This window comes from Flavobacterium sp. H4147 (assembly GCF_029360735.1).
Classification (GTDB): Bacteria; Bacteroidota; Bacteroidia; order Flavobacteriales; family Flavobacteriaceae; genus Flavobacterium; species Flavobacterium endoglycinae.
In genome coordinates this window covers 476,728-502,363 of the sequence record NZ_JARKNB010000001.1, presented here as the reverse complement: position 1 = coordinate 502,363, position 25,636 = coordinate 476,728, and the positions used below count along the sequence as shown (strand labels likewise).

Below are 25,636 nucleotides of genomic sequence, written 5' to 3'. Positions count from 1 at the left end.
TAATTATTCGATTTATTTTGTTTTTGTATGGTTAAAGTGCTTATTTTTAAGTGTTTGTAAAATTATTTCTAGTACTATCACGTTGTAGAAACACATTTCGTTTATAAAAATAATGAATCTTATATTATTGTAGTGTTTATTTTTACAATTAACATTTTCATAACATCTTATTTTTTGTTTTTAAATTATTTAAAATCAATTATTTATAAAAAAAATGATGTGTTTTTGTAATGTAATAAATTTTCATTTGATGTGTTTTTGTAGTGAAATTTAAATGTTGATAGTAAAAATTTTAGATTATTATTGCATCAAATTACTAATTAATTAACCAAAATTTTTAGAAAAATGAAATTAACAAAATTACTTGTTTTTTGTATTTCATCTTTGTTATTCTCGGTTATAGCAGTGGCTCAGGATGTCACAGTAAACGGGGTTATAAATGATGAAAGTGGGATGCCTGTTCCAGGTGCAACAGTTTTATTAAAAGGTACTACTAAATCGACTGCGTCTGATTTTGATGGTAAGTTTCAAATTCAAGTACCTTCTAATGGAACACTGACTGTTACTTTTATAGGTTATGCTACAGTAAATGAAGCTGTAAATGGAAGAACAAAAATTGCTATCCAATTAAAGCCTGAATCTCAGTCATTAAATGAAGTTGTAGTAGTAGGATACGGAACTCAAAAGAAAGCAGTTGTTACAGGTGCAATTTCAAGCGTTAAGGCTGCGGACTTAGAGAAAGTGCCAAACGGAAGAGTTGAACAAGCGTTACAAGGTCGTGTTGCCGGTGTAACAATCGCTTCAAGTTCAGGTCAGCCAGGTTCTGGATCTACAATTCGTGTACGTGGTATCACCACTTTTGGTGATGGTGGAAATAACCCTCTTTGGGTTGTTGACGGTAACGTTGTTGATGCTGGTGGAATTGGTTTTTTAAATCAGTCAGATATCGAATCTATCGAGGTACTTAAAGATGCTGCTTCTGCTGCAATCTACGGTACACGTGCTGCGACAGGGGTTATTTTAGTAACAACTAAAAAAGGTAAATCAGGTAAAATTACAGTAAACTATAATGGTTTTGCAGGTGTATCTTCTCCAGCAAAAAAATTAGATTTATTGAATGCTACTGAGTATGCTACCATAATGAACGAAAAATCAGTTGCTGACGGAGGTGGAATCTTATATTCTAATCCAGCAGCATTTGGAAAAGGAACAAACTGGCAAGATGCTATTTTTAACGACAGCGCTTTCAGATACACTCACGAATTAAGTATTAGTGGTGGTGGAGAATTTTCTACATTCTATGCTTCTTTCGGTATTCAAGATCAAGAAGGTATCGTGGCAACAGAAATTTCTAATTACACAAAAAAGAATTTCCGTTTAAACTCTACTCATAAAATTTCTAAATATTTCACATTCGGACAAACTTTTGGATATACAAGACAAAAAACTGTTGGAATTGGAAATACAAACAGTGAGTTTGGAGGTCCTTTAAGTTCGGCTATAAACCTTGATCCATTAACTCCGCTTGTAGTTACAGATCCTGCTGTTGCAAATGCTGCACCTTATTCTACAAACCCTGTAGTTCGTGACGCAAACGGAAATCCTTACGGAATTTCAAGCGTTGTTGGTCAAGAAATGACAAACCCATTAGGTTATATCCAGACAAGATTAGGAAGATACGGATGGTCTGATGATTTTGTTGGAAACGCGTATTTAGAAGCTATTATTACTCCACACTTAAAAGTTAGATCTACATTAGGAGGTAAACTTTCTTACTGGGGAGATAAAGGATTTACTCCTGTATATTTCTTAAGTTCAAACGTGAATGTTCTTAAAAACAGTTATTATCAAAATAATAATAAATCGTTTAACTGGAACATTGAAAACGTAATTACATATTCTAACAAATTTGGAGATCACAACTTAAGTGTTTTAGCTGGTCAAGGATCATATGTTGATAATATTGGTGGATATGTTGGAGCTACAATGTTTGGTTTGCCTATTACAAGCTACAAAGATGCTTCGTTCAAATTTGATATTCCACAAGCAGACAGAAACAGTGCTACAGATGATTTCATCCAGCATAAAGTAACATCTTTATTTGGTCGTTTAAACTACGATTATATGGAGAAATATCTTGTAACTGGAGTTATTCGTCGTGATGGATCTACTCGTTTTGGAGAGAATCATAAATTTGGAGTTTTCCCATCATTCTCTTTAGGATGGGTAGTTTCTAAAGAAGGTTTCTGGAAAGAAAATAATGCTGTAAATTCATTAAAAATTAGAGGAGGTTACGGAGTTGTAGGTAACGACCAAGTTGCTGACTTTAGATATATTTCATTAGTATCTGGAGGTTATAATTATTCTTTCGGAAATGCAGGTGCTATTACAACAGGTTATGCTAACGTAACTCTCGATAACCCTGATTTGAAATGGGAAGAAACTTCTCAAGCAAGTATTGGTCTTGATGCAAGAATTTTCAATGATTTCAATTTAACATTAGATTTCTACAAAAAGAAAACTACTGGTATCTTAAGACCAGTTGTAATTCCAGGATATGTTGGGGTTGCCGAACAGCCATGGGCTAACGTTGCTGATATGAACAACAGCGGTATCGAATTTGAATTAAGCTGGAAGAAAAAACTTGGTGATTTTAACTTAGGAGTTAACGGAAACGTAGCTTATCTTAAAAATGAAATTACTTACGTTGGTGCTTCTAATACTTTCATTATTGGTGATGCTTCATTCCAATCTATGGGACCTGTTACAAGAACTCAAGTTGGACATTCATACAATGAATTCTACGGATACAAAACTGCTGGAATCTTCCAAAACCAAGCAGAGATTAATGCTTACAGAAATGCATCAGGTGGTTTAATTCAACCAAATGCAAAACCAGGTGACTTCCGTTGGGTTGATAACAATGGCGACGGATCTATTTCTGATGATGACAAACAATTCTTAGGAACAAGTATTCCTAAATATACTTTCGGTTTAACACTTAACTTAGATTACAAAGGATTTGACTTTATGACATTCATCCAAGGTGCTGCAGGAAGCAAAATCTTCCAAGGATTACGCAGATTGGATATCTTGAATGCAAACTATCAAACAGAAGCTTTGGGTCGTTGGACAGGAGAAGGTACTTCAAATGATTACCCAAGACTTGCTAACAATGATAGTAATGGTAACTTCAGCAAAATGTCTGATTTCTATTTAGAAAGCGGTGATTATGCTCGTTTAAAAATCGTTCAATTAGGTTACACTCTTCCAGTTAATATTTCTTCTAATATTGGAGCTGATAAAATCCGTTTCTACCTAACTGGTGAGAACTTATTTACGATCACAAAATACACAGGATATGATCCAGAAATTGGAGGACAGGTATTTGGTGTAGACAGAGGTGTTTATCCACAAGCAAGAACTTTCATGCTTGGAGCGAACGTACAATTTTAATACTTAAAGAATCATGAAAAATAAATTTAAATACATATACGTTGTCATTGCTTTGGCTGCTTTAGGATCTTGTTCTGAAGACTTCGTAAGCGTTGACCCAAAAGGATCTTTCTTATCTACTAGTTATTATAAAGATGAACAGCAAGCTACTGCTGCTCTTGTTGGAGTTTACGATCCGTTAAGAAAAAACACCGGTGGTTTTGAGAACATGGTGGCTATGCTGAATGCCGGTTCTGATGATTTCTACGCTGGTGGTGGTGGAGCTTCTGATGGTATGGGAATTCAAAATTTCTCGACACATTCATTAACATCTTTAATTATTCCTGGAAGTTTCTGGAATGATCACTATCAAGGCGTTTACAGAGCAAACGTTTTGTTATCAAAAATGTCTGGAGTTAATATGTCAGATGCTTTAAAAGTTAGATTCACAGGAGAAGCTAAAGCATTAAGAGCATTATATTACTTCAATTTAGTTAGAATGTTTAAAAACATTCCGTTGATTTTAGAGCCTCTTACAACATCTACAATGTTAAATGTAGAGCAGGCGGCACCTACAGCTATATATGCTCAAATTGAAAAAGATTTAGTAGAAGCAATTCCAGCTTTACCAACTAGTGTTGATGCTGAAACAGGATCTGGACGTTTAACTAGAGGAGCTGCTCAAGCTTTACTAGGAAAAGTTTATTTATATGATGGAAAAAATGCCGAAGCTGCAGCTGTTCTTGCACAAGTAAACGGTACTCCAGGACAGCCAAATCAATACGGGAACAAATTACTTACTAATTTCAATGATTTATGGGTTGTAGCTAACAAATTCAATTCTGAGTCACTTCTTGAAGTATCTCACACTAGTGCAGGTAACTCTGACTGGGGATTCTGGGGTTCAGGAAGAGACGAAGGAAATTCATTAAACGTAATGGTTGGACCTCGTGGATACTCAAGACCAGCAAACTCTCCTGCTGCTGACCTTCCATCTGGATGGAGCTTTAGTGTTCCAACTCAAAAATTATACGATGCAATGAAAAATGACCCTCGATTTGCTGCGACTATTTTTGATTTAAAAGCTTTAAAAGCAGCTGGAGAAGCAGACTATATTCCAGGTTATCAAGATACTGGTTATTTCTTGAATAAATTCCTTCCAAGAAAATCAGACGTTCGTACAGGTGGTGGAGCTGCAGAGTTGAATTACAAACAAAACTCTTATGTAATTAGATTAGCAGATACTTATTTGCTAGAAGCTGAAGCATTAGGAGCTACTGGAACAAGAGCTCAGGCATTATTAGATGCTGTTAGAGCTAGAGTTGGTCTTCCATCAATCCCTGTAACATTGGCTGCGATTAAAAATGAAAGAAGAATGGAACTTGCTGGTGAAGGGCATAGATTCTTCGACTTAGTAAGATGGGGTGATGCTGCTACAGCTTTAGCTGATAGAGGATTCAACGCAGGTACTGACGAAATTTTCCCAATTCCTTATGTAGAATTAACAGGGACTAAATTGAAACAGAACCCTAATTACCAATAAAAACAAAAACTACTATCTAACCAAAAACCAAAAACAAAAATGAACCTAAGTATTAATTTTAAAAAAGGGATGTACCTAATGCTGGCTTTAGCATTAGGTTCGCTTACTGGCTGCGACGATGATCCAGCTAATAATGGTCTGACAGCTTCAAGTGTTGATGCATCATTTACTGTAACGCCAGTTGCAGGTGCTGTAAATACATATCTTTTAACTGCACAGCCGAAAGGAGTTATTGCATCAAAATGGAATACTGGCGATGGAACCTATCAAGGTAAAATGATCGAGACTATTTCTTTACCAGATGCAGGAACTTACACAATCACTCATACTGCAATTGCGGCAGGAGGGGCAACAGCTAATGCTACGGCTCAGGTTGTAGTAGCAAATTCTGATCCTGCAAAAGGAAACCTTGTAAAAGGCGGCTCTTTTGTAACTGCAGAAGATAGAGCAAACTGGAAAAAAGTGATCTACAATGCTGGTGCTGATTGGACTTATAGCGATAAAGGAGCTACAGTTAGTGGTGGACATGCTGGAATTTATCAAGCGATTGATGTTGTAAAAGACAGAGAATATACGATTGATATGACAATTTCTGGTGGTGCTTCTTCTGATATGTGGTTTGAAGTTTACGCAGGTAAATCTGATCCAGCTACAACTTCCGGAGATTATAAAGACGGAGGAACTGTTATGGGATTAAACACTTGGGGTGGTTGCGGAAATGCTCCGGTATCAGGCAAATTATCTGCTATTGGATGTGTTAAAAATGCTTCAAAAGATGCTATTAGCAATGTTGTTAAATTCGATATCACCGGAAAAGTTTATCTAATGATAAGAAGTGGTGGTGGAATTGCGGCAGGAGGAATCACCATCAAAAGTGTTGAATTTAGAGGAAAATAAAGTTTAAGTTAAGTTTAAGTTTGGTTGTAAATAGCCCATAATCATTATGAGTATGGGCTATTTTTAAATCCTTAAGCATCAAGGAAATCAGTTTCTGAATAAAAACTTCTATTTAGAATTAAAAAATAGGGAAAAAGAATGAAAAAAAATACTTTAAAATTTCTGTGCTGTTTGTTTTCTATAACGGCTTTTGCCCAACAGACAAAGGGGAAAAAGGAATTTACAACCAATGGGAAGAAAATAGCAGTTTATACTACAGCTGAAAATTCAAATTTAAGATTAACACCAACAGATAATCTGTCATTTTCAGCTTCTAAACAACCTCTTGAAACTGAAATCTGCGTTTTTGTAGAACCATCTAAAAAGTTTCAGACTTTTATGGGAATTGGAGGCGCGATAACTGATGCGAGTGCCGAAATTTTTGCTAAACTTTCAAAAGAAAAACAAAATGAATTTCTAAATGCCTACTATGATAAACAAAAAGGTATTGGCTATTCTTTGCTAAGAACCACGATACAAAGCTCTGATTTTAGCAGTGGAAGCTATTCTTATATCGAAGAAGGCGATAAGGAATTAAAAACGTTTACTATTGATCACGATAGACAATTTCGCATTCCGTTAATCAAACAAGCGATCCAGACTGCAGGAGGTAAATTATTAACCTATGTAGCACCATGGTCTCCAAACGCTTTTATGAAAAGCAATAAAAATGTATTAAAAGGCGGAACCTTATTACCAGAATACTATCAAACTTGGGCTAATTTTTATGCTAAGTTTATAAAAGAATATCAAAAAGAGGGAATTCCTATTTGGGGAACCTCAACTCAAAATGAACCAATGGCTGTTCAAACTTGGGAATCCTGTATTTATACAGCCGAAGCCGAAAGAGACTTTATTAAAAATTTCCTTGGACCAACACTTAAAAAAGAAAAACTTGGAAATGTAAAAATCATTGCATGGGATCATAACCGTGATTTAATGAACCAAAGAGCAAACGTAATTTATTCTGATCCAGAAGCTGCAAAATATGTTTGGGGAATTGGATTTCACTGGTACGAAAACTGGTCTGGTGGAGACCCAATGTTTGAAAACGTTGGAAAAGTAAACGAAGCATATCCAAATAAAAAAATACTTTTTACAGAAGGCTGTGTTGAAAAATTCGATGCTTCAAAATATCAGTTTTGGGGTAACGGCGAAAGATATGGAACTTCTATGATTAATGATTTTAATAATGGAACTGTTGGATGGACAGACTGGAACATTCTGTTGGATCAAAATGGAGGACCAAATCATGTTGGAAATTTCTGTTTTGCACCTATACACGCTGATACCAATACAGGACAATTAATCTATACGCCTTCATATTATTATATTGGACATTTTTCAAAATTCATCCGACTAAATGCCGTTAGAGTAAGTTCTGCAGTAAGCCGAAGCGGATTACTAAGTACTTCATTCTTAAATGCAGATGGCACTATGGCAACGATTGTAATGAATAAAACGGACAAAGAAATAACCTATAATTTGATTATAGCAGCAGAGAAAACTGTGGTAAAAATCCCTGCGCACGCTATTCAAACACTTGTTTATTAATATTTTTTGAGTTAATCCGGGGGTTGGTTTGAATCATCCATATCAGCCCCTAATTTTTAAGTATGCATAGTAAATAATGAAATCTATAAATAGAATCATATTAATCCCGATATTAATCTTGCAGGTAACTTGTTGTTTGGCACAAAAAACAACAAAGACTACTAATAACGCTTCTAAACCAAAAAATAATACAAAAATTACGGTCTATACTACAGCCGAAAACACTGATCTAAGATTATCATCCTCTAATAACCTTATTTCAAAATCATCTTCACAACAAAAAAAATCAACAGTAACTATAACCTTAGATACTGAAAAAACGGATCAGACATTTTTGGGAATTGGCGGTGCTATTACAGACGCTAGTGCCGAAGTTTTTGCTAAACTGTCTCCCAAAAAACAAAAAGAATTCCTTACAGCGTATTACGATAAAAGCAAAGGTATTGGCTATACGTTAGCCAGAACCAATATCCACAGCTGTGATTTTAGCAGTGATAGTTACACATATGTTACCGAGGGCGATAAAGACCTAAAAACCTTCAGTATCGATCATGATAAAAAATATAGAATACCATTAATAAAAAGCGCAATGCAAACAGCCGGCGGAAAACTAACGTTATTTGTCAGTCCATGGAGTCCCCCAGCTTTTATGAAAGACAATAATGATATTTTACACGGCGGCGTTTTGTTGCCTGAATTCGCACAATCATGGGCAGACTATTATGTTAAGTTTATTAATGCCTATGAAAAGGAAGGAATTCCGGTTTGGGGATTAACCATTCAGAATGAACCAATGGCAAAACAACGTTGGGAATCTTGCATTTATACCCCTGAAGCCGAAAGAGATTTTCTGAAAAACTTTCTGGGACCAACTTTACAAAAAAAAGGACTTGGTTCTAAAAACGTAATCATCTGGGATCATAACCGCGGTGATATGTTAACACAAAGAGCCAATTTAGTTTTCTCAGACCCAGAAGTTTCTAAATATGCTTGGGGAATTGGATTTCACTGGTACGAAACTTGGAATGGAGGAACACCTAAATTTGAAGCTGTAGGAGAAGTGCATAAAGCTTTTCCAAACAAAAATTTACTTTTTACAGAAGGCTGTATTGAAAAATTTGATGCATCTAGATTTCAATTCTGGGGAAATGCAGAACGATACGGGCTAAATATGATCAACGATTTCAATAATGGAACTGTTGGCTGGACAGATTGGAACATTCTTCTAGATCAAAACGGAGGACCAAATCATGTTGGAAACTTCTGTTTTGCACCAATTCATGCTGATATAACCAAAGATGAACTTATCTATACTCCGATGTACTACTATATCGGACACTTTTCAAAATTCATCCGTCCGAATGCAAAAAGAATACTCGAAGACGTAAGCGATAAAAAAATCATAAGCACTTCTTTTAAAAACTCTGATGACAAAGTAGTTACTATTGTCATGAACCAATCAGACGAAGAAGTGGTTTACACCTTAATAAACCACAATTTACAAAATACTATAACTATCCCGGCACATGCTATACAAACTATTGTGTACTAACTGCTGACCTTAAAAAACTATGAATATGAAAGTAAATTTGAAAAACACTATAAAAGTACTGTTCTTCTCAATGGCAGTATTTTCTCAAGTAAAATGTTCGACATCAAATGATGCCGTTGATCCAGTTGTAAACCCGCCAGTAGACCCACCAGTTGTGGTAACAAATGATGTTGATTTTTGGTTAACAAAAGGCGATCAAAGTGTTTTACTTGGAAAACAAAGCGGGACTTTAGGATTTGGAACAACTTACAATACTTATGCAAATATTGAAGTAAATGAATCTCAGAAATACCAAACCATTGACGGTTTCGGATATACCCTAACAGGTGGAAGTGTTGAAGTAATCAATCAGTTAAATGCATCTAAGAGAAGTGCACTTTTACAAGAACTATTTGGTTCAGGAACTAATTCAATTGGAGTAAGCTACATTAGAATTAGTATTGGAGCTTCTGATTTAAATGCTGCACCTTTTACTTATAATGATCTTGCAACAGGAGAAACAGATTTAACTCTCGCTAAATTTAGTTTAGAAAAAGACAAAGCGGTCATTGCAATGTTAAAAGAAATTCTGGCTATTAATCCGAAAATTTTAATTCTAGCAACTCCTTGGTCTGCACCAATTTGGATGAAAGATAAAGACAGTTTTATTGGAGGAAAATTGAAAACAGAATATTACGATGTTTACGCAAAATATTTTGTAAAATACATTCAATTAATGAAAGCCGAAGGAATTACAATCGATGCTGTAACTCCTCAAAACGAACCTTTACATGACGGAAACAATCCAAGTATGTACATGTCTGCAGCAGATCAGGCCAATTTTATTAAAAATAGTTTAGGACCTGCATTTAAAGCAGCGAACTTAAGCGTAAAAATCATTGCTTACGATCACAACTGTGATAATCCAAACTATCCAAAAGCAATTTTGGCTGATGCCGATGCGTTTCCTTTTGTAGATGGTTCTGCTTTCCATTTATATGCTGGAGATATTAGCGCTCTTACAAATGTTTACAATTCTTATCCAACTAAAAATGTATATTTTACAGAGCAGTGGACTTCGTCAACAGGTGATTTTGCAGGCGATTTAAAATGGCATCTTAGAAATGTTGTAATTGGATCAATGAGAAATTACAGTAGAAATGCCCTAGAATGGAACGTGGCTAACAACGGATCTTTTGAGCCTCATACACAAGGAGGATGCACAATGTGTAAAGGAGCTATAACTATAACTTCAACTGATAATTTTCAGCGTAATGTAGCCTATTACATTATTGCACATGCTTCAAAATTTGTTCCAGCTGGTTCAACTAGAATTGCAAGTAACAATAGCGGAAATTTACAGAATGTTGCTTTTGTAACCCCTTCAGGATCAAAAGTACTGATTGTTGAAAATGACGGTTCAACAAATGAAATCTTCAACATTAAATTCAACGGAAAATGGGTTACCACTTCTCTGCCTGCAGGAGGAGTAGGAACGTACACATGGAAATAAAAAACAAAAAGTGAGTAAAATATTTTCAGATGAAAAAAATACTAATCACACTACAGCTTTTAGTTTCCATCGCATCTTTTGGACAAGGATTTCTGCATAGAGACGGACAAAAAATTGTTGACGGAAACGGAAAAAATATCATTCTGAGAGGCTTGGGACTTGGGGGATGGATGGTGCAGGAAGGATACATGCTCCAGACCCAGCCGTTTGCAAGTCCACAATATCAGATTAGACAAAAAATTCAAGATGTTATTGGCGAACAAGGAACAAAAGAATTCTATGCAGCATATAAAGCAAACGGAATCACAAAACGAGATGTTGATTCTTTAGCAGTATGGGGATTCAATTCAATTCGTCTTCCAATGCATTATAACCTGTATACACCGCCAATCGAACAGGAAAAAAATGGTGAGATCACTTGGATTGAAGAAGGTTTCAAAATGACTGACGATTTGCTGAAATGGTGTGAAGCCAATAAAATGTATCTTATTTTAGACTTACATGCAGCACCTGGCGGACAAGGAAATGATGCCGCAATATCAGATTACGATACCACAAAACCATCTCTTTGGGAAAGCGAAGCCAATCAGAAAAAAATGATTGCTTTATGGAAAAAACTCGCTTCACGTTACAGAGACAGCCAATGGATTGGAGGTTACGATATTATCAACGAACCAAATTGGAATTTTACAGGATCAAATAAAAATGGATGCGATGAAAACTTAAACGGTCCATTAAGAGATTTACTGGTTGCCATTACAAAAGCAATTCGTGAAGTCGATACCAATCACATGGTCATTATCGAAGGAAACTGCTGGGGAAACAATTACAACGGAATTTTTCCTTTATGGGATGAGAATATGGCATTGAGTTTTCATAAATATTGGAACTACAACACCAAAGAATCAATCCAGAAAATGCTTGATTACAGAACACAATACAATGTGCCAATCTGGTTAGGAGAAAGCGGAGAAAATTCAAATGTATGGTTTAAAGACGCTTTGACTTTAGTTGAAAGCAACAACATTGGATGGGCGTTCTGGCCAATGAAAAAAATCGAAAATATTGCCGGAGTAACCTCAGTAACCAAAATTCCAGAATACGATGTTTTATTGAAATATTGGAAAGATGGGGGTCAAAAACCATCTCCTGAATTTGCCAAAAAAGCATTAATGAAAATGGCAGATAACTATAAAATGCAAAACGTAACTGTTAAGCCAGATGTTATCGATGCCATGTTTAGACAAGTTCAGACCAATGATACAAAAGCCTATAAAAAACATGTAATTCCTGGAAAAATAGCAGCAGTTCATTATGATTTAGGGACAAACGGATATGCCTATTCAGACAAAGATTTTATAAACTACCGAGTAGAAACCAACAAATTTGACGAATGGAACCGCGGTAATACCATGAGAAATGATGGTGTAGATATTCTGCCTTGTAAAGATAAAGGCTCAAACGGCTATCAAGTTTCATTTATTGAAGATGGAGAATGGCTTCAGTTTACAGCTCAAGTTAAAACACAAGGAAAATATAATGTTGCTATTCGTTATTCATCTGAAAAAGAAGGAAAACTTTACTTAGAAACCAATGGAGAAAAATCAAGTACACTTACATTACCAGCAACAGGAGGAAAAGACAAATGGAAAACCATTATTCTATCTGGTGTAGTTTTAAAAACAGGAGAAAATAAAATCAAAACCGTTTTTGAACAAGGTGGCTTTAATTTGAATTATCTAGAATTTTTAAATGGACAAAAAAAAGCCTCTAAAAAATAATTACAAATGAAAAAAATCAAAAATATTATGAACAGAGCAGGAATATTGACATTTATTTTATTGCTGATTTTTCAGTCTTGCAGCAGCAGTAATGATGGTTCAGATGAAGGCGCGGTTAATCCCGCTCCATCAAATTTGTCAGTTCAGGTAGAAGTAGTAGGTAAAACCGCAGCGACTCCTGAAGGAGATGGAAGTGGAAAAATCAACTTAAAAATTACAGCATCAAATGCGGTTTCATACAAAGTATTGATTGATAATCAGCTTAAAGAAATTACAAGTACTGATTTCACATATACATTTACAGCTTCTGGTACAAAAAAATATCCCATAATTGTTTCAGCCTACAATGCTGCCGGACAATTTATTAGTTCATCAACTTCAGTAAATATTTTTGTAGCCAGAAAAATACTTTGGCAGGATGAATTTGATGTTGATGGTACTCCCGATACATCCAAATGGGGATACAATACAGGAACTGGGGACGGATGGGGAAATAACGAATTAGAATATTATACCAATCGCCCTGAAAATGTAATTGTGTCAAATGGAACTTTAAAAATTAAAGCCATCAAAGAAGAGTATATGGGAAGCCACTATACCTCTGCAAGAATGCTGACAAAAGGAAAATTTTCATTTAAATACGGTCGTGCAGAAGTTCGTGCCAAATTACCAGTTGGAGGCGGAACATGGCCTGCCTTCTGGATGCTTGGCGATAATATTGATACTGCAGGATGGCCATTGTGTGGAGAAGTTGATATTTTGGAATCAGTAGGGAATAATCCGAATGTAAACCATTCATCACTTCATTCTCCAGGACGCTCAGGTAATACGCCTGATACAGCAACTACAACAGTGCCAAATTCAGCAACAGAATTTCACGTTTATGCGGCAGACTGGTCGGCAGAAAGCATTAAATTTTATGTAGACGATAAATTATTTTACACATATGCAAATTCGGCTTCGACACCTTTCAATCAAAAATTCTTTCTGATTTTAAATCTAGCCATGGGAGGAAATTTTGGAGGAACAGTTGATCCTAATTTTACAAATGCAACTTTCGAAGTAGATTATGTAAGAGTGTATAATTAACATAACTTTTAAATAAGTTTTTTTCTTTCAGGCTTTGGAAACATTAGCTTTACGGATCAAAATTTTTTAAAGATGAAAAAAATAAATTCAATTGTTTTAGTAGTAATACTGCTTTTGGTAAGCGGTACATTTTATGGTCAGACTTTAAAAATCATGACCTACAATATTCGTTTAGATGTTGCTTCAGATGGAGAAAATGCATGGCCCAACCGTAAAGATTATTTTACTTCACAAATACAATTTTATAGTCCAGATATTTTTGGAGTTCAAGAAGCAACACCAAACCAGGTTATTGATATTGCATCAGCATTAACAAATTACGACAAATTTGGAGTAGGACGTGAAGAAGGAGGATTAGGAGAAGCCTGCACCATTTATTATAAGAAAGACCGTTTTAAAGTATTAGATTCTAATACATTCTGGCTGTCAGAAACACCAAACGTGGTTTCAAGAGGCTGGGATGCAGCCTGTAACCGAGTTTGTACGTATGGGCTTTTTAAAGATCTAAAAACAAAAAAGACATTCTATGTTTTTAATTTGCATTTAGATCACATGGGCGAAGTGGCAAGAGTCAAAGGTGTGGAGCTGGTTCTTTCAAAAATAGCAACATTAAACACAAAAAATTATCCAGCTTTTTTAATGGGTGACTTTAACTCGGAACCAGAAACTGCTCAAATTGCTGCAATTAAAAAAGTAATGGATGACACCAAAGATGTTTCAAAAGAAAAACCATTTGGGCCATCAGGAACATTCAACGATTTTAAACACAATGAGCCTGTAACATTATTACTGGATTATATTTTTATTTCAAAAAACAGCGGACTCAAAATTCAAAAACATGCAGTGCTGAGTGATTCTAAAGATTTAAAATATCCCTCGGACCATTTACCTGTATTAATAGAAATAGATTAAAAATGAAAAACATCAACAGAAAACTTCAAATCTTACTTTTACTGCCTCTTATTGCGGTGCAGATAAAATGCGGATCTTCAAAAAGTGTTGCATCCAATTCTGGAAAAGCAGAATCATGGATTACAACAACAGATGAAACTTCAAAACTTCAAAAACAAACTGATTTAGTTTTTAGTTCAGAAACTAACGCAAACCAAACAATTGAGATCGATCCTTCTCAAACATTTCAAACCGTAGAAGGATTTGGATTTTCTTTGACAGGAGGAAGTGCTCAAACCATTTTGAAATTGGATAAAGCCAAAAGAGAAGCCTTGCTTCAGGAATTATTCTCTAGAAAAAAGGATGCAATTGGTTTAAGTTACCTTAGAATTAGTATTGGAGCATCTGATTTGAATGAGAAAGTTTTTTCGTATGATGACATGCCGGAAGGACAAACCGATTTAAAATTAGAACATTTCAACCTAGGGCCAGATTTAAACGATGTGATTCCGGTTTTACAAGATATTTTAAAAATAAATCCTAACATTAAAATAATGGGTTCTCCATGGTCGCCACCAGTTTGGATGAAAGATAATGGAAGCTCAAAAGGAGGAAGTTTACAACCTAAATATTATGAGGTGTATGCTCAGTATTTTGTAAAATATATCCAAGCAATGAAATCACACGGAATCGTTATTGACGCTATTACGCCTCAAAACGAACCGTTGCATCCAGGGAACAATCCAAGTTTATTAATGCTGGCAGAACAACAAGCAGATTTTATTGGAAATCATTTAGGACCAGCATTTAAAGCTGCAGGAATTAAAACTAAAATCATAGTGTACGACCATAACTGTAACAAACCAGAATATCCTTTGACAGTTTTAAGAGATAGCAAAGCAAATCCGTTTGTAACAGGTTCAGCTTTCCACTTGTACGAAGGAGATATCAGCGCCTTATCAACAGTTCATAATGAATTTCCAAATAAAGATTTATACTTTACAGAACAATATACAGGATCAAAAAGCAGTTTTGAAAATGATTTAAAATGGACAGTAAAAAATGTTGTGATTGGTTCAATGCGTAACTGGAGTAAAAATGCCCTATCATGGGGATTAGCAAACGATGAAAATTATAAACCTTTTACACCAGGCGGTTGTACCACTTGTAAAGGTGCTTTAATGATTGATCAAAATCAAAATATCAAAAGAGAAGTAGGATATTATATTATCGGACATGCTTCTAAATTTGTTCCAGAAGGTTCTGTGAGAATTGGAAGTAATGTGAGCGGAAACCTTCATAATGTTGCTTTTAAAACACCACAAGGACAAATTGTTTTGATCGTAGAAAATGATGGAGCTTCAGCAGAAACATTCAATATAAAATACAATCAAAAACAAATTTCAACTTCATTAAATGCAGGTGCAGTAGCCACTTACGTTTGGTAACAAAACTAACTTCATGAAAAAAATAACCACATTTGCCTTGTTGATGGTTTCGCTTCTTGCGACGGCACAACAGCAGACAATAGATCAGAAAGTAAATGATCTGTTGAAAAAAATGACAATTGAGGAAAAAATTGGCCAGCTTAACCAATACACTGGAGATAATCAGGCAACAGGACCAATTACCATTAATCCTAACAAACAATCGGAAATCAAAGCGGGTTTGGTTGGTTCGATGCTGAATATCATCGGAACAAAATATACCAGACAATATCAGGAATTGGCGATGCAGTCTCGTTTAAAAATTCCGTTGTTGTTTGGTCAAGACGTTATTCACGGATATAAAACTACTTTTCCCCTTCCTTTAGCCGAAGCTGCAAGCTGGGATTTACAAGCTATCGAACAAGGAGCCAGAGTAGCAGCTGAAGAAGCGTCTGCAAGTGGAATTCACTGGACATTTGCTCCAATGGTTGATATTAGCCGTGATCCAAGATGGGGACGCGTAATGGAAGGTGCTGGAGAAGATACTTATCTAGGTTCTAAAATTGCATACGCAAGAGTAAAAGGTTTTCAAGGAAATAAACTAGGAGATTTAAATTCAGTAATGGCCTGTGTAAAACACTTCGCTGCATATGGAGCAGGAGTTGGAGGAAGAGATTACAACTCAGTTGACATGAGCGAAAGAATGCTTTGGGAAACGTATTTACCACCTTTTAAAGCGGCTTTAGATGCGGGTGCAGCCACATTCATGAATTCATTTAATGACTTAAACGGAATTCCTGCAACTGGAAATGTACATTTACAACGTGACATTTTAAAAGGAAAATGGAACTTTCAAGGATTCGTAGTTTCTGACTGGGGATCAATTGGAGAAATGGTGGCACACGGCTATTCTAAAGACCTTAAAGAAGCTGCTTACTCTGCGATTACGGCAGGAAGCGATATGGATATGGAAAGTAATGCATACCGTTATAATCTGGCAGAATTAGTTAAAGAAGGAAGAGTTTCTATTGATTTAGTTGATGATGCTGTAAGACGTATTCTCCGCAAGAAATTTGAATTAGGTTTATTTGATGATCCATACCGATATTCTAATGATAAACGAGCTGAAAAAGTTTTAGGAAATCCTGAAAACAGAAAAGCAGCACGTGAAATGGCAGAAAAAAGTATCGTGTTGCTGAAAAACGAAAACCAGACTTTACCGCTTTCAAAAGACACTAAAACCATTGCATTTATTGGTCCGATGGCAAAAGAATATAAAGCCAATATGGGATTTTGGGCTGTAGAACTTCCTGAAGTAAACTACGACAAATGGGTAGTTTCGCAATGGGATGGTTTACAAAACAAAGTAGGCAAAAACACGAAACTGCTTTATGCAAAAGGTTGTGAAGTAGACGGAGATAATAAAGACGGATTTGCAGAAGCTGTAGCAGTTGCAAAACAAGCCGATGTTGTAATTTTAAGTATTGGTGAAAGACACAATATGAGCGGTGAAGCAAAAAGCCGAAGCGATTTGCACATTCCAGGTGTTCAGGAAGATTTAGTAAAAGCTGTTATGGCAACCGGAAAACCTGTTGTGGTTTTAATAAATGCAGGAAGACCTCTTGTATTTAACTGGACAGCAGATAATGCTCCTGCAGTGGTATACACTTGGTGGTTAGGAACTGAAGCTGGAAATGCTATTGCAAATGTTTTATTTGGAGATTACAACCCATCAGGGAAATTACCAATGACATTCCCAAGAGAAGTAGGACAAGTGCCAATTTATTACAACCATTTCAGCACAGGAAGACCAGCTAAAGATGAAAATGCTACCAACTATGTTTCGGCATATATTGATTTAAAAAACTCACCTAAATTTCCTTTCGGATATGGTTTGAGCTATACAAAATTCAATTATTCTGATTTGAAACTTTCTTCAACGAAAATAAAAAGCAACGAAACAATTAAAGTTTCATTTACATTATCAAATGTTGGAAAAGTCGCTGGAGAAGAAGTAGCACAATTATACCTAAAAGATAAATTTGGATCTGTAGTACGTCCGGTTTTAGAATTAAGAGATTTCCAGAAAGTGAAATTAAATGCAGGAGAATCTAAAACAATCGAATTTACAATCGACAAAGAAAAACTTTCATTCTACAACAATAAATTAGAGTGGACAACAGAACCTGGTGACTTTGAACTTATGATTGGTTCTTCATCAGCAGATATTAAATTAAGATCAGATTTTGAATTACTTGCAAATTAGTGAAATGAAAAACGGGGCCTTTAAAGCCCCGTTTTTTATACTATTATTTCAAGCGTTTTTTGAAACTGTATTTCAGCATATTCAGTAATCCTTGTTCGATAATATCAATTCCAATACCAAAATTACTGTCAGCAACCGTATGATGCGCATTTCTAAAATCTTCAAAATCTTTCAGTGGAATTTCCAGATTTACCAATGGTTTGTAATCAATAAATATTGAAGCACCGTTTTTAGTTACTTTTTTACGGCTTGTATAATCAAAATAAGGATTATTGATTGTACTTTCCTGTATTGTATACTTTTCTTGAACATCTATTTTTTCATCAGTCGTTAGATGAATTTCATACTTCTCGTTATCAAAATTATGCCAGAAAGGAATGTCTGTATGCATAAAATCACGAGCATTATTTTTAACCAGATTGCGGTCGAAATACATTAAAAAACGATTCTTTTGCTGATCTGTAAAATATGGATTTTCGATTGAAGAGTAGTACTGAATCGTAAATTCGTTCAGCTTTTTATCATCGCTTACAATTTCAATAACAGCATCTTTAAAAATAGTTCTGATGTCAGTTCCGTTTCTGTCATTTGAATAATTAAGAGTATAAAACAAGAAATTATTCCAGCTGTCAATTATCTCTCTTTTATTTGTATTCTTGAAATATTTACGCATATAATTGGCACGATTTCCTTTGTAAGTCGTAACCAGTTTTAATTGGCCTTTGTTATTTTGAGCGCTGAAATCTACCTTTTCATTAATTCCATAATACGCAAATTTATGAGGTTCTCTAACTTGTAATCCCTGATTTGGTTTTACTTCAAGATAATGCAGAAAATAAATAAAACCGCGATTTTCAACTAACCCGAATTCATCTCTAGACGTTGCATCTATAAAATACGTTTCGCCTTTATAATTGATTTTTAAAATCACATGATTAAAAGTCAATAGAGATGGCAAATAATGCGTGATGTAGTGATCTGTATTAAAATTTACCAATACTACAGAAGAATCAATATTGATGTAATCTAAAACAACTTTTAATAAAACCGATTTTGCTTTACAATCACCCTGTTTGTTCTCATATGTTACCGATGGTTCCTGCGGTTTGTGACCGTTCATTTCATCAGCATTAAAAATATAATAAACATGATTCTGTACATAATCGATTGCAAATTGCAGCTGTTCATCTTTATCAGTAATGGCATCTAATTTTTCGACAAGCTTTGGAGCAAATTCCTTTAAAGAAGCTTTATTATAGATTTCTTCGTAAAGAGGAGCAATATAATTAGCGAGATCAATCCAGTTACTATCAGTCGCAAAATCTATAAAAGGCGCAACTTCTCTGTTAGTGTCAAAAAAGTTGATATAGTTTTCTTTTTCAATTACAAATCGCTCGCCTTGTTTCAGATAATTAATTTCTGGTTCTAAAACATTTCCTTCCTCATCTCTAAAAAAAGCTTTTTTGTAAGCAATTGGATCCTTACGATCATTGATAAAACTGAATTTATAATTTCCGTAAGCCCAATAAGTGCTTGGTGTTACGTAAACGTATTTAAGAAATTCTTTTCGCATAAAATCACGATCTGTAAATACCTTTACTCGTGAATCTTCAGTGATTAATACATCATAAAGACGCAGATCTTTAATCGTAATATTTACTTTTTTGTTGCTGCTTAAAACGCCGCCTTCACTTTGATTTTCGCTGTCAAGAACCTTTATTTTAGTATCTGCAATTTTGTCAATTAAAACACCATCTCTTAAAACACTTATTCTATGAATGATGTAAGTTTCATTTTCTTCGACCACAACATCTCTTACAGATGCACTTTCAAGGTTTGAAGGTTCATTAAGCGTATAAGCAACGCAGGCGTATTCGCTGTTTCCATTATCATTGGTATAATAAACCTTATCTAGAAAGTAGCAGAAATCCCTTCCTTCCTCAACTTGTTTGTTTGAGAAATCAGATTCTTTTATATATTCAATTAGTTGATTGTCATCGATGTTAGGAGCCCAGCTTTCAGGTTTCTGGATTTTGTAATTTTCTACTTCTACAGTATTTTCCATACATATAATTTTAATGGTGTATATTCTTACTTTGTTAAAAAACAAAAATATATAATTATGACAGATTTTACGCAATTATTTCTTTAAAAAAAGCTATAAAAAAACCTCACTATAAAGTGAGGCTGCGTATAAAAACCAAAATAATTATTACAATTATTTCAGGACAGTGTTAATGAAATCCATTGCTCCAATTCCTTTGTAAGAAGCATATAAAGCTTTGTCAAACGCTTCGCGTTTTGCTTTTTTATCTTTTATTTCGGTTTCAACAATCATTTCATTGAAAATTCTTTCCTGCTCCTCGCTATATTTCAAAGAAGCTTCTAAAAGATAAGTTTTAGATACAAACCCGAATGAAGTCCAGATTTTGGTTCTAATTTTTTGATTGATATTTTTTAACGGATTGGTAATCATAATTTCCCTTGCATTAACTAATTCTTCGACTTAAAATAAACATTACAAAAATAAATTAAAAAGTAATCTTTTTCCTTCTTTTTATTTTAAATTTAACAATTTGAAATTCAAATGTGTTATTATGACGCAATGTACTTATTTTTTTAATTCAATTTGTAATTTTAACTAAAATTGTGATTTATACACTTTTCTTTTTTTTACTTATTATGAAGTTTAAAGAACTAAATTTAAGATGAGTCTTCTTTTTTTAAAAATGAAGTAAATTTGTAAACTATTAGTAATAACCATTCATTTAAATCTAATGCTGAAATATATTATAGAAAACAACGATAAATACCAGCCGGGTCTTTCAATAGACTGCGTGATTTTTGGGTTTCATAATAATCAGCTGAAGGTATTGTTAATTAAAGTACCGCATAATGAAAGCTGGTCACTGCCAGGAGGATTTGTTCCTATTAATCAGGATATAGATACTGCAGCAGTAACCGTTTTAAATGAAAGAACCGGAGTTGAAGGTGTCTTTTTAAGACAATTTGCGACGTTTGGAAAAATTAAACGCAACGATAATCATTTTGGGAATGAAGTCTTAAAATATCTGGATATAAAACCCGAAGAAGGAAAATGGCTCACTCAGCGTTTTGTTACCATAGGATATTATGCTTTAGTTGATTTTTTAAAAATCATTCCAACAAAAGCCAGCGTTCATGAAAAAATTGAATGGATTGACCATAAAGAAGTTCCTGAGCTGATTTTAGACCACAAAGAAATTCTCGATAAGGCTCTTGATACGTTAAGAATTGAATTGAATTTAATGCCAGTTGGATATAATTTGCTTCCGGAGAAATTCACAATTCCAGAACTTCAAAAACTATATGAAACAATTTTGGACAAAAAGCTTGACCGAAGAAACTTCTTGAGAAAAATAACCAATATAGGTATTTTGACTAAACTGGAAGAAAAGAAAAACAATGTGGCACACAAAGCACCAAATTTATATTCTTTTGATAAAGAAAAGTACGATGAAGTTCTTAAAAATGGATTAAATCAAGGTTGGTAAAATTTATTTAGAACAAATCAGCAAGCTTTAAAAATACCGAGCTGCGGAATAATTACCTCACAATAGTTCTAAAAGTCAAATTTACTCTTGGTTTTTGAGTTGATTTTGTTGGCGGAAGACGATGCAGCCAATGCGTTTGTGTTTGATCTTTCATAACCAATAAACTGCCATGTTCCAAAATCATATAAACTGTTTCTTTAGTTTCTTTATGTTTAAAAGCAAATTTACGTTCGGCACCAAAACTGACCGATCCAATTGCACCATTTTTCTTTAAATCTTTTTCAGCATCGCTGTGCCACGCCATTCCTTCTTCTCCTGAATGATATAAATTTAGCAGACAAGAATTAAAAGTTTCACCTGTTTTTTCTTCAATGATTTTCTTTAATTCTAAAAGTTCTGGAGTCCAAGGCAATGCTTTTTTGGTGGTATTCGAATACGTATATTCAAATTCTTGATCGCCGTACCAAGCTACTTTTCGCTTGGTTAAAATTAATTTTCCAAAAATGATTGCTTCGTCATTTTTCCATTCGATTGTATTTAGCAAAATATCGCGGTAGAAATCGGCCTTATCTCTAGAGAATAATTTCCCGTAATAATTCACCGTTCCATCTTTTGGAAGCAGATTAGTTGTTTCGTTTATTTGAGGATTAAATAAGTCCATTTTTCCATTTTTGATATTCCAATTTCATACAATGTCCGCAAGGTCTGAAGCCATTTTTTCTTGCTTCATTTTCAGATAAAAAGAAAACCCGATTTTCACGTTTCATCCTTTTCCCCGAAGAACATTTCAATGTTCCGTAGATTTTTAATTTCTGGTTGCCACCGAAACAAATTTCGCCTTTTTTAATTTTACGAAACAATTCAGAATCGGTTATTTTTTGATGATTAATCATAAAAGTGTACGTTTTGTAATGTAGAGACGCACTGCAGTGCGTCTAACGTTTTGTTTTTTCGCCACGAATTCACAAATTATTATTTTAAAATCTTTGCGATTATTTATTCGAATTAATTCGAATAATATAAGATTGAGTATGTAAAAGAATAATTCGTGAATTCGTGGCAAAAAAAAAATATTCACGAAAGAGCATCATGGAAAATAATTCCCAACGTATGTCGTTCTCCAGAATGAATTTCGCTTACACCATGTTTCATATTCACGCGATAATATCCTTTTGTGCCTTTTACTGGTCTGAAATTGGTTGTGAAAACCAAAATGTCTCCCTTTTTAGGTTTTAAAACAATGGCTTTTGATTGTGCTCTTGGAGTTTGTTGCGTTAAAACAAATTCTCCTCCAGTAAAATCTTCATCAGGTTCATTTAGAAAAAGTACAATTTGAATTGGAAAATAAACATCTCCATATAAATCCTGATGCAATGTGTTGAATCCGCCTTTGCCATATTTTAAAATTAAAACAGTTGCTTTGAGCTGATTGTTGTCATGACATTGCTGTAATAATTCAGCATGTGTTTTTGGGAAAACAGTATTGATATTCAAAGCTTTCATCCATGTATTGGCAATTGGAGCCAGTTTTGGATAAATCGAAGAACGAAGATTCTGAATTAAATCTGGCAACGGATAATTGAAATATCGGTATTCACCCAATCCAAAACGATGACGTTCCATAACAACCGTTTTTCGATATAAATTCGGATTGTCATAATCGAATTTCAGGTCTTCACATTGTTCGTTATTGAGGATATTTGGAATAATAGCAAAACCATTTTGGTGCATAGATTCGGTGATGCTTTCCCAGTTTTGAGAAGCAATTTTTGATTGTATATTTTGCATAAGATTTAGATTTTTTTTTCGCCACGAATTCACGAATTTTCTTTTTAAACACTTTATCAAAATATTATTCGAATAATTCGAATATATAATCGCATAGATTAAAAAAATAATTCGTGAATTGCTTCGCCTGTTCGCTATCGCTCGAGTCGTGGCGGAAAAACTTAAGGATTTATTTGCGCGCCTTCCCAGCCGATAATAGCTGTTTTTCTGGTATTTCCCCACATGTAACCGCCAAATGTTCCAGAAGATTGAATAACGCGGTGACACGGAATTAAAAACGCAACAGGATTACTTCCAATTGCTGTCCCAACGGCGCGGGATGCATTTGGTTTTTGAATTTGATTCGCAATAGAACCATACGTAGAAAGTTGTCCCATTGGAATTTTAAGCAAGGCTTCCCAAACTTTCAATTGAAAATCAGTTCCTTTTAAATGCAGTTTAATTTCAGATAATTTACTCCAATCATTTTGAAAAATGAACAAGGCATTTTGTTGCGATAAATCCAGTTTTTTAGAAAATTGAGCATTTGGAAATTTATCTCTTAAAACAATAAATCCAGTTGTTTCATCTTCGGCAAAAGCCATAAAACAAACACCTTTTTGGGTCGATGCGACAATAATATTTCCAAATGGACTTTCGGCAAAACTGTAATTGATTTCCAGATTTTTTCCTCCGTTTTTATATTCTGCCGGAGTCATTCCTTCGATATTTACAAATAAATCATGTAAACGGCTTGTTCCTGAAAGTCCAGTTTCAAAAGCAGTTTCAGAAATAGTAGCCTGATTTTCTTTCAGTAACTTTTTGGCGTGTTCGATGCTTGTATATTGTAAAAACTTTTTCGGACTCGTGCCTGCCCATTCACTAAAAAGCCGCTGAAAGTGAAATGGACTTAAATGTACTTTTTCCGCGACTTGATCTAAATTGGGCTGATCTTTAAAATTAGCTTTGATATAATCTATAGCTTCGGCGATACGATTATAATTGATGGTTTCTTGTGTGTTCATCTTCATTCAATTTTATAATACAAATATCGATTGGTTTTTAAAGGTATAAAATCCGAAACTTGCTTTGTTTTTCTCTGCCACAAAGGCGCGAAGGCACAAAGTTTTTTCGGTATTCTCACTCTAAGCGAATTTGAAAGACAGTAACGATTAGTAAAAATAAAACTTTGTGTCTTAGCGACTTTGTGAGATTATTAGAAAATTCTTCATAGTTTACTTTAATTACAAAGGTAGCTTTAAAGCAGAAATAAATTATTTAAAAATATCTTTTGCGGCAGAAATACCGATCAATTTATAACCGTTTTCGGTTCTTAAAAATTCAAAATGATCTTGTTTAAAATCAGCTTTGTTTTTTGGATTTATGATGATGCTTTTAATTGGGTAAAGCCAATCTTTTGATTCATTACAGTTATTGAAATAAACGCTATATTGACTCGATTCGAAAATAAAGGGATTCAATCCATCAGAAGAAATAAAATAATCTGTTTTTGGATTTTTAAGTTCCTGAAGTTTTAACTTTAAATAGGGATAATTTTGATTGATGAATTTCGTTTTGGACTCACTTATCCATCCATTTGGTTCTTTCCAATAGGTGATTTTATCAAAAGAATGTTTTTCTAAATTGGCTTTCGATAAATCAGAAAGCAAAGTGTTTTTCAGCCAATATTTAAATTCTTTCTCATAATTAATAAAGGAATAATATAAACCATCAACCCCCAGAAAACTATCTCTTGTTTCGTCTTTACTGGGTTCTTTTGATTTTTCTAAAGAATAAAAATTCAAATTGTCAGTAAATGAGAAATTTTCAATGAGGACTTTGTTGTTGGTATCGATTAAAAATTCTTTTCCGCCTTTCCAGAAAAAATGTTCACCGTCTTGTTCTTTAACAGCATCTTTTAAAACAACAACCATCCCATTTCTAGCTTTGGTTAAAGAACTGTATTGTGCTGGAATTACAATTTTTCCATCACTATTAAACATGCCCATTTTATCGCTTTTACGATCTGTAAATCGTATGAAGCCTTCGTTTTCGCAATCTGGACTATTATCAAAAACATATAAGCTGTCGCGTCCCACTATTTTTCCTTGTTTGGTTAGATAGTAGCTTTTCCATTTTCCGTTTTCATCTTCAGAAACAGCTATTATATTTTCAAATTTACGAGCAGTTGTAAAACCTGTAAATTTTGGTTCTATTTTGATTACTCCGTTTTGATCTTTAAACCCGACTAATGTAGTGTCTCTGTTCGGAAATGCTGTCCAAATGTCACTGCTTTGTGCAAAAGCTAAACTGTTAAAGAGAAAAAATGTAAACAGGATGAAAACCTTTTTCATAAAGATGTATTTATCA

19 protein-coding genes are annotated in these 25,636 nt (G+C 34.3%); 12 read left to right on the top strand and 7 right to left on the bottom strand.

Annotation, left to right across the window (positions count from 1 at the left end):
- Positions 1-345 precede the first annotated feature (345 nt).
- The 11 genes from P2W75_RS02205 to P2W75_RS02155 all read left to right on the top strand — a co-directional run bounded on the left by P2W75_RS02205 (position 346) and on the right by P2W75_RS02155 (position 17,966).
- Positions 346-3,456, top strand: coding sequence for a TonB-dependent receptor (locus P2W75_RS02205; RefSeq protein WP_276378738.1), 3,111 nt, complete (start codon positions 346-348; stop codon positions 3,454-3,456).
- A 13-nt stretch (positions 3,457-3,469) separates the two neighbouring features.
- Positions 3,470-4,978 carry a RagB/SusD family nutrient uptake outer membrane protein gene (locus P2W75_RS02200; RefSeq protein WP_276378737.1) on the top strand — a complete coding sequence of 503 codons (1,509 nt, stop codon included), beginning with the start codon at positions 3,470-3,472 and terminating at the stop codon, positions 4,976-4,978.
- A 39-nt stretch (positions 4,979-5,017) separates the two neighbouring features.
- Positions 5,018-5,875 carry a hypothetical protein gene (locus tag P2W75_RS02195; RefSeq protein WP_276378736.1) on the top strand — a complete coding sequence of 286 codons (858 nt, stop codon included), beginning with the start codon at positions 5,018-5,020 and terminating at the stop codon, positions 5,873-5,875.
- 138 nt (positions 5,876-6,013) lie between these two features.
- Positions 6,014-7,468, top strand: a complete 1,455-nt coding sequence (locus P2W75_RS02190) for a glycoside hydrolase family 30 protein (RefSeq protein ID WP_276378735.1) — start codon at positions 6,014-6,016, stop codon at positions 7,466-7,468.
- Positions 7,469-7,544: 76 nt separating this feature from the next.
- Complete coding sequence (locus P2W75_RS02185) at positions 7,545-9,020, top strand: glycoside hydrolase family 30 protein (protein WP_276378734.1); 1,476 nt, start codon at positions 7,545-7,547, stop codon at positions 9,018-9,020.
- A gap of 25 nt (positions 9,021-9,045) precedes the next feature.
- Positions 9,046-10,512, top strand: coding sequence for a glycoside hydrolase family 30 beta sandwich domain-containing protein (locus P2W75_RS02180; RefSeq protein ID WP_276378733.1), 1,467 nt, complete (start codon positions 9,046-9,048; stop codon positions 10,510-10,512).
- Positions 10,513-10,541: 29 nt separating this feature from the next.
- Positions 10,542-12,293: a cellulase family glycosylhydrolase gene (locus P2W75_RS02175; RefSeq protein WP_276378732.1), complete on the top strand. Its 1,752-nt coding sequence runs from the start codon at positions 10,542-10,544 to the stop codon at positions 12,291-12,293.
- Between the two features lie 6 nt (positions 12,294-12,299).
- Entirely contained in the window at positions 12,300-13,382 is a 1,083-nt protein-coding gene (locus P2W75_RS02170; protein ID WP_276378731.1) for a glycoside hydrolase family 16 protein, read from the top strand.
- A 72-nt stretch (positions 13,383-13,454) separates the two neighbouring features.
- Positions 13,455-14,294 (top strand): endonuclease/exonuclease/phosphatase family protein, encoded by an 840-nt coding sequence (locus tag P2W75_RS02165; protein WP_276378730.1) that lies wholly within the window; start codon positions 13,455-13,457, stop codon positions 14,292-14,294.
- Positions 14,295-14,296: 2 nt separating this feature from the next.
- Positions 14,297-15,721 carry a glycoside hydrolase family 30 beta sandwich domain-containing protein gene (locus P2W75_RS02160; RefSeq protein ID WP_276378729.1) on the top strand — a complete coding sequence of 475 codons (1,425 nt, stop codon included), beginning with the start codon at positions 14,297-14,299 and terminating at the stop codon, positions 15,719-15,721.
- Between the two features lie 13 nt (positions 15,722-15,734).
- The gene (locus tag P2W75_RS02155; RefSeq protein WP_276378728.1) at positions 15,735-17,966 is read left to right on the top strand and encodes a glycoside hydrolase family 3 N-terminal domain-containing protein; all 2,232 of its coding nucleotides are present in this window, start codon (positions 15,735-15,737) and stop codon (positions 17,964-17,966) included.
- A 43-nt stretch (positions 17,967-18,009) separates the two neighbouring features.
- On the opposite strand, the gene P2W75_RS02150 is transcribed toward P2W75_RS02155, so the two are convergent.
- Both P2W75_RS02150 and P2W75_RS02145 read right to left on the bottom strand, forming a co-directional pair.
- Positions 18,010-20,031 (bottom strand): hypothetical protein, encoded by a 2,022-nt coding sequence (locus P2W75_RS02150; RefSeq protein ID WP_276378727.1) that lies wholly within the window; start codon positions 20,029-20,031, stop codon positions 18,010-18,012.
- Between the two features lie 153 nt (positions 20,032-20,184).
- Complete coding sequence (locus P2W75_RS02145) at positions 20,185-20,442, bottom strand: hypothetical protein (protein WP_207297896.1); 258 nt, start codon at positions 20,440-20,442, stop codon at positions 20,185-20,187.
- A 301-nt stretch (positions 20,443-20,743) separates the two neighbouring features.
- Here P2W75_RS02145 and P2W75_RS02140 point away from each other — a divergent pair, with 301 nt between their 5' ends.
- Entirely contained in the window at positions 20,744-21,499 is a 756-nt protein-coding gene (locus P2W75_RS02140) for an NUDIX domain-containing protein (protein WP_276378726.1), read from the top strand.
- Positions 21,500-21,551: 52 nt separating this feature from the next.
- On the opposite strand, the gene P2W75_RS02135 is transcribed toward P2W75_RS02140, so the two are convergent.
- From P2W75_RS02135 to P2W75_RS02115, 5 genes are all read right to left on the bottom strand, one after another.
- The gene (locus P2W75_RS02135; RefSeq protein ID WP_276378725.1) at positions 21,552-22,160 is read right to left on the bottom strand and encodes an alpha-ketoglutarate-dependent dioxygenase AlkB; all 609 of its coding nucleotides are present in this window, start codon (positions 22,158-22,160) and stop codon (positions 21,552-21,554) included.
- Positions 22,147-22,392, bottom strand: a complete 246-nt coding sequence (locus tag P2W75_RS02130; protein WP_276378724.1) for an Ada metal-binding domain-containing protein — start codon at positions 22,390-22,392, stop codon at positions 22,147-22,149. The genes P2W75_RS02135 and P2W75_RS02130 overlap by 14 nt, the downstream gene beginning before the upstream one ends.
- A gap of 181 nt (positions 22,393-22,573) precedes the next feature.
- The gene (locus P2W75_RS02125; protein ID WP_276378722.1) at positions 22,574-23,287 is read right to left on the bottom strand and encodes a 2OG-Fe(II) oxygenase; all 714 of its coding nucleotides are present in this window, start codon (positions 23,285-23,287) and stop codon (positions 22,574-22,576) included.
- A gap of 161 nt (positions 23,288-23,448) precedes the next feature.
- The gene (locus P2W75_RS02120) at positions 23,449-24,291 is read right to left on the bottom strand and encodes a methylated-DNA--[protein]-cysteine S-methyltransferase (protein ID WP_276378721.1); all 843 of its coding nucleotides are present in this window, start codon (positions 24,289-24,291) and stop codon (positions 23,449-23,451) included.
- 249 nt (positions 24,292-24,540) lie between these two features.
- Positions 24,541-25,620, bottom strand: coding sequence for a WG repeat-containing protein (locus tag P2W75_RS02115; protein ID WP_276378720.1), 1,080 nt, complete (start codon positions 25,618-25,620; stop codon positions 24,541-24,543).
- Positions 25,621-25,636: the final 16 nt, after the last annotated feature.

Excerpts from the sequence above, each read along its gene's own strand:
- P2W75_RS02185 (WP_276378734.1), top strand. The coding sequence starts at position 7,545 with ATGAAATCTATAAATAGAATCATATTAATCCCGATATTAATCTTGCAG.
- P2W75_RS02160 (WP_276378729.1), top strand. The coding sequence starts at position 14,297 with ATGAAAAACATCAACAGAAAACTTCAAATCTTACTTTTACTGCCTCTT.
- P2W75_RS02170 (WP_276378731.1), top strand. The coding sequence starts at position 12,300 with ATGAAAAAAATCAAAAATATTATGAACAGAGCAGGAATATTGACATTT.
- P2W75_RS02165 (WP_276378730.1), top strand. The coding sequence starts at position 13,455 with ATGAAAAAAATAAATTCAATTGTTTTAGTAGTAATACTGCTTTTGGTA.
- P2W75_RS02145 (WP_207297896.1), bottom strand. The coding sequence starts at position 20,442 with ATGATTACCAATCCGTTAAAAAATATCAATCAAAAAATTAGAACCAAA.
- P2W75_RS02140 (WP_276378726.1), top strand. The coding sequence starts at position 20,744 with ATGCTGAAATATATTATAGAAAACAACGATAAATACCAGCCGGGTCTT.
- P2W75_RS02180 (WP_276378733.1), top strand. The coding sequence starts at position 9,046 with ATGAAAGTAAATTTGAAAAACACTATAAAAGTACTGTTCTTCTCAATG.
- P2W75_RS02190 (WP_276378735.1), top strand. The coding sequence starts at position 6,014 with ATGAAAAAAAATACTTTAAAATTTCTGTGCTGTTTGTTTTCTATAACG.
- P2W75_RS02155 (WP_276378728.1), top strand. The coding sequence starts at position 15,735 with ATGAAAAAAATAACCACATTTGCCTTGTTGATGGTTTCGCTTCTTGCG.
- P2W75_RS02120 (WP_276378721.1), bottom strand. The coding sequence starts at position 24,291 with ATGAACACACAAGAAACCATCAATTATAATCGTATCGCCGAAGCTATA.
- P2W75_RS02125 (WP_276378722.1), bottom strand. The coding sequence starts at position 23,287 with ATGCAAAATATACAATCAAAAATTGCTTCTCAAAACTGGGAAAGCATC.
- P2W75_RS02115 (WP_276378720.1), bottom strand. The coding sequence starts at position 25,620 with ATGAAAAAGGTTTTCATCCTGTTTACATTTTTTCTCTTTAACAGTTTA.
- P2W75_RS02195 (WP_276378736.1), top strand. The coding sequence starts at position 5,018 with ATGAACCTAAGTATTAATTTTAAAAAAGGGATGTACCTAATGCTGGCT.
- P2W75_RS02130 (WP_276378724.1), bottom strand. The coding sequence starts at position 22,392 with ATGATTAATCATCAAAAAATAACCGATTCTGAATTGTTTCGTAAAATT.
- P2W75_RS02200 (WP_276378737.1), top strand. The coding sequence starts at position 3,470 with ATGAAAAATAAATTTAAATACATATACGTTGTCATTGCTTTGGCTGCT.
- P2W75_RS02135 (WP_276378725.1), bottom strand. The coding sequence starts at position 22,160 with ATGGACTTATTTAATCCTCAAATAAACGAAACAACTAATCTGCTTCCA.
- P2W75_RS02175 (WP_276378732.1), top strand. The coding sequence starts at position 10,542 with ATGAAAAAAATACTAATCACACTACAGCTTTTAGTTTCCATCGCATCT.
- P2W75_RS02205 (WP_276378738.1), top strand. The coding sequence starts at position 346 with ATGAAATTAACAAAATTACTTGTTTTTTGTATTTCATCTTTGTTATTC.
- P2W75_RS02150 (WP_276378727.1), bottom strand. The coding sequence starts at position 20,031 with ATGGAAAATACTGTAGAAGTAGAAAATTACAAAATCCAGAAACCTGAA.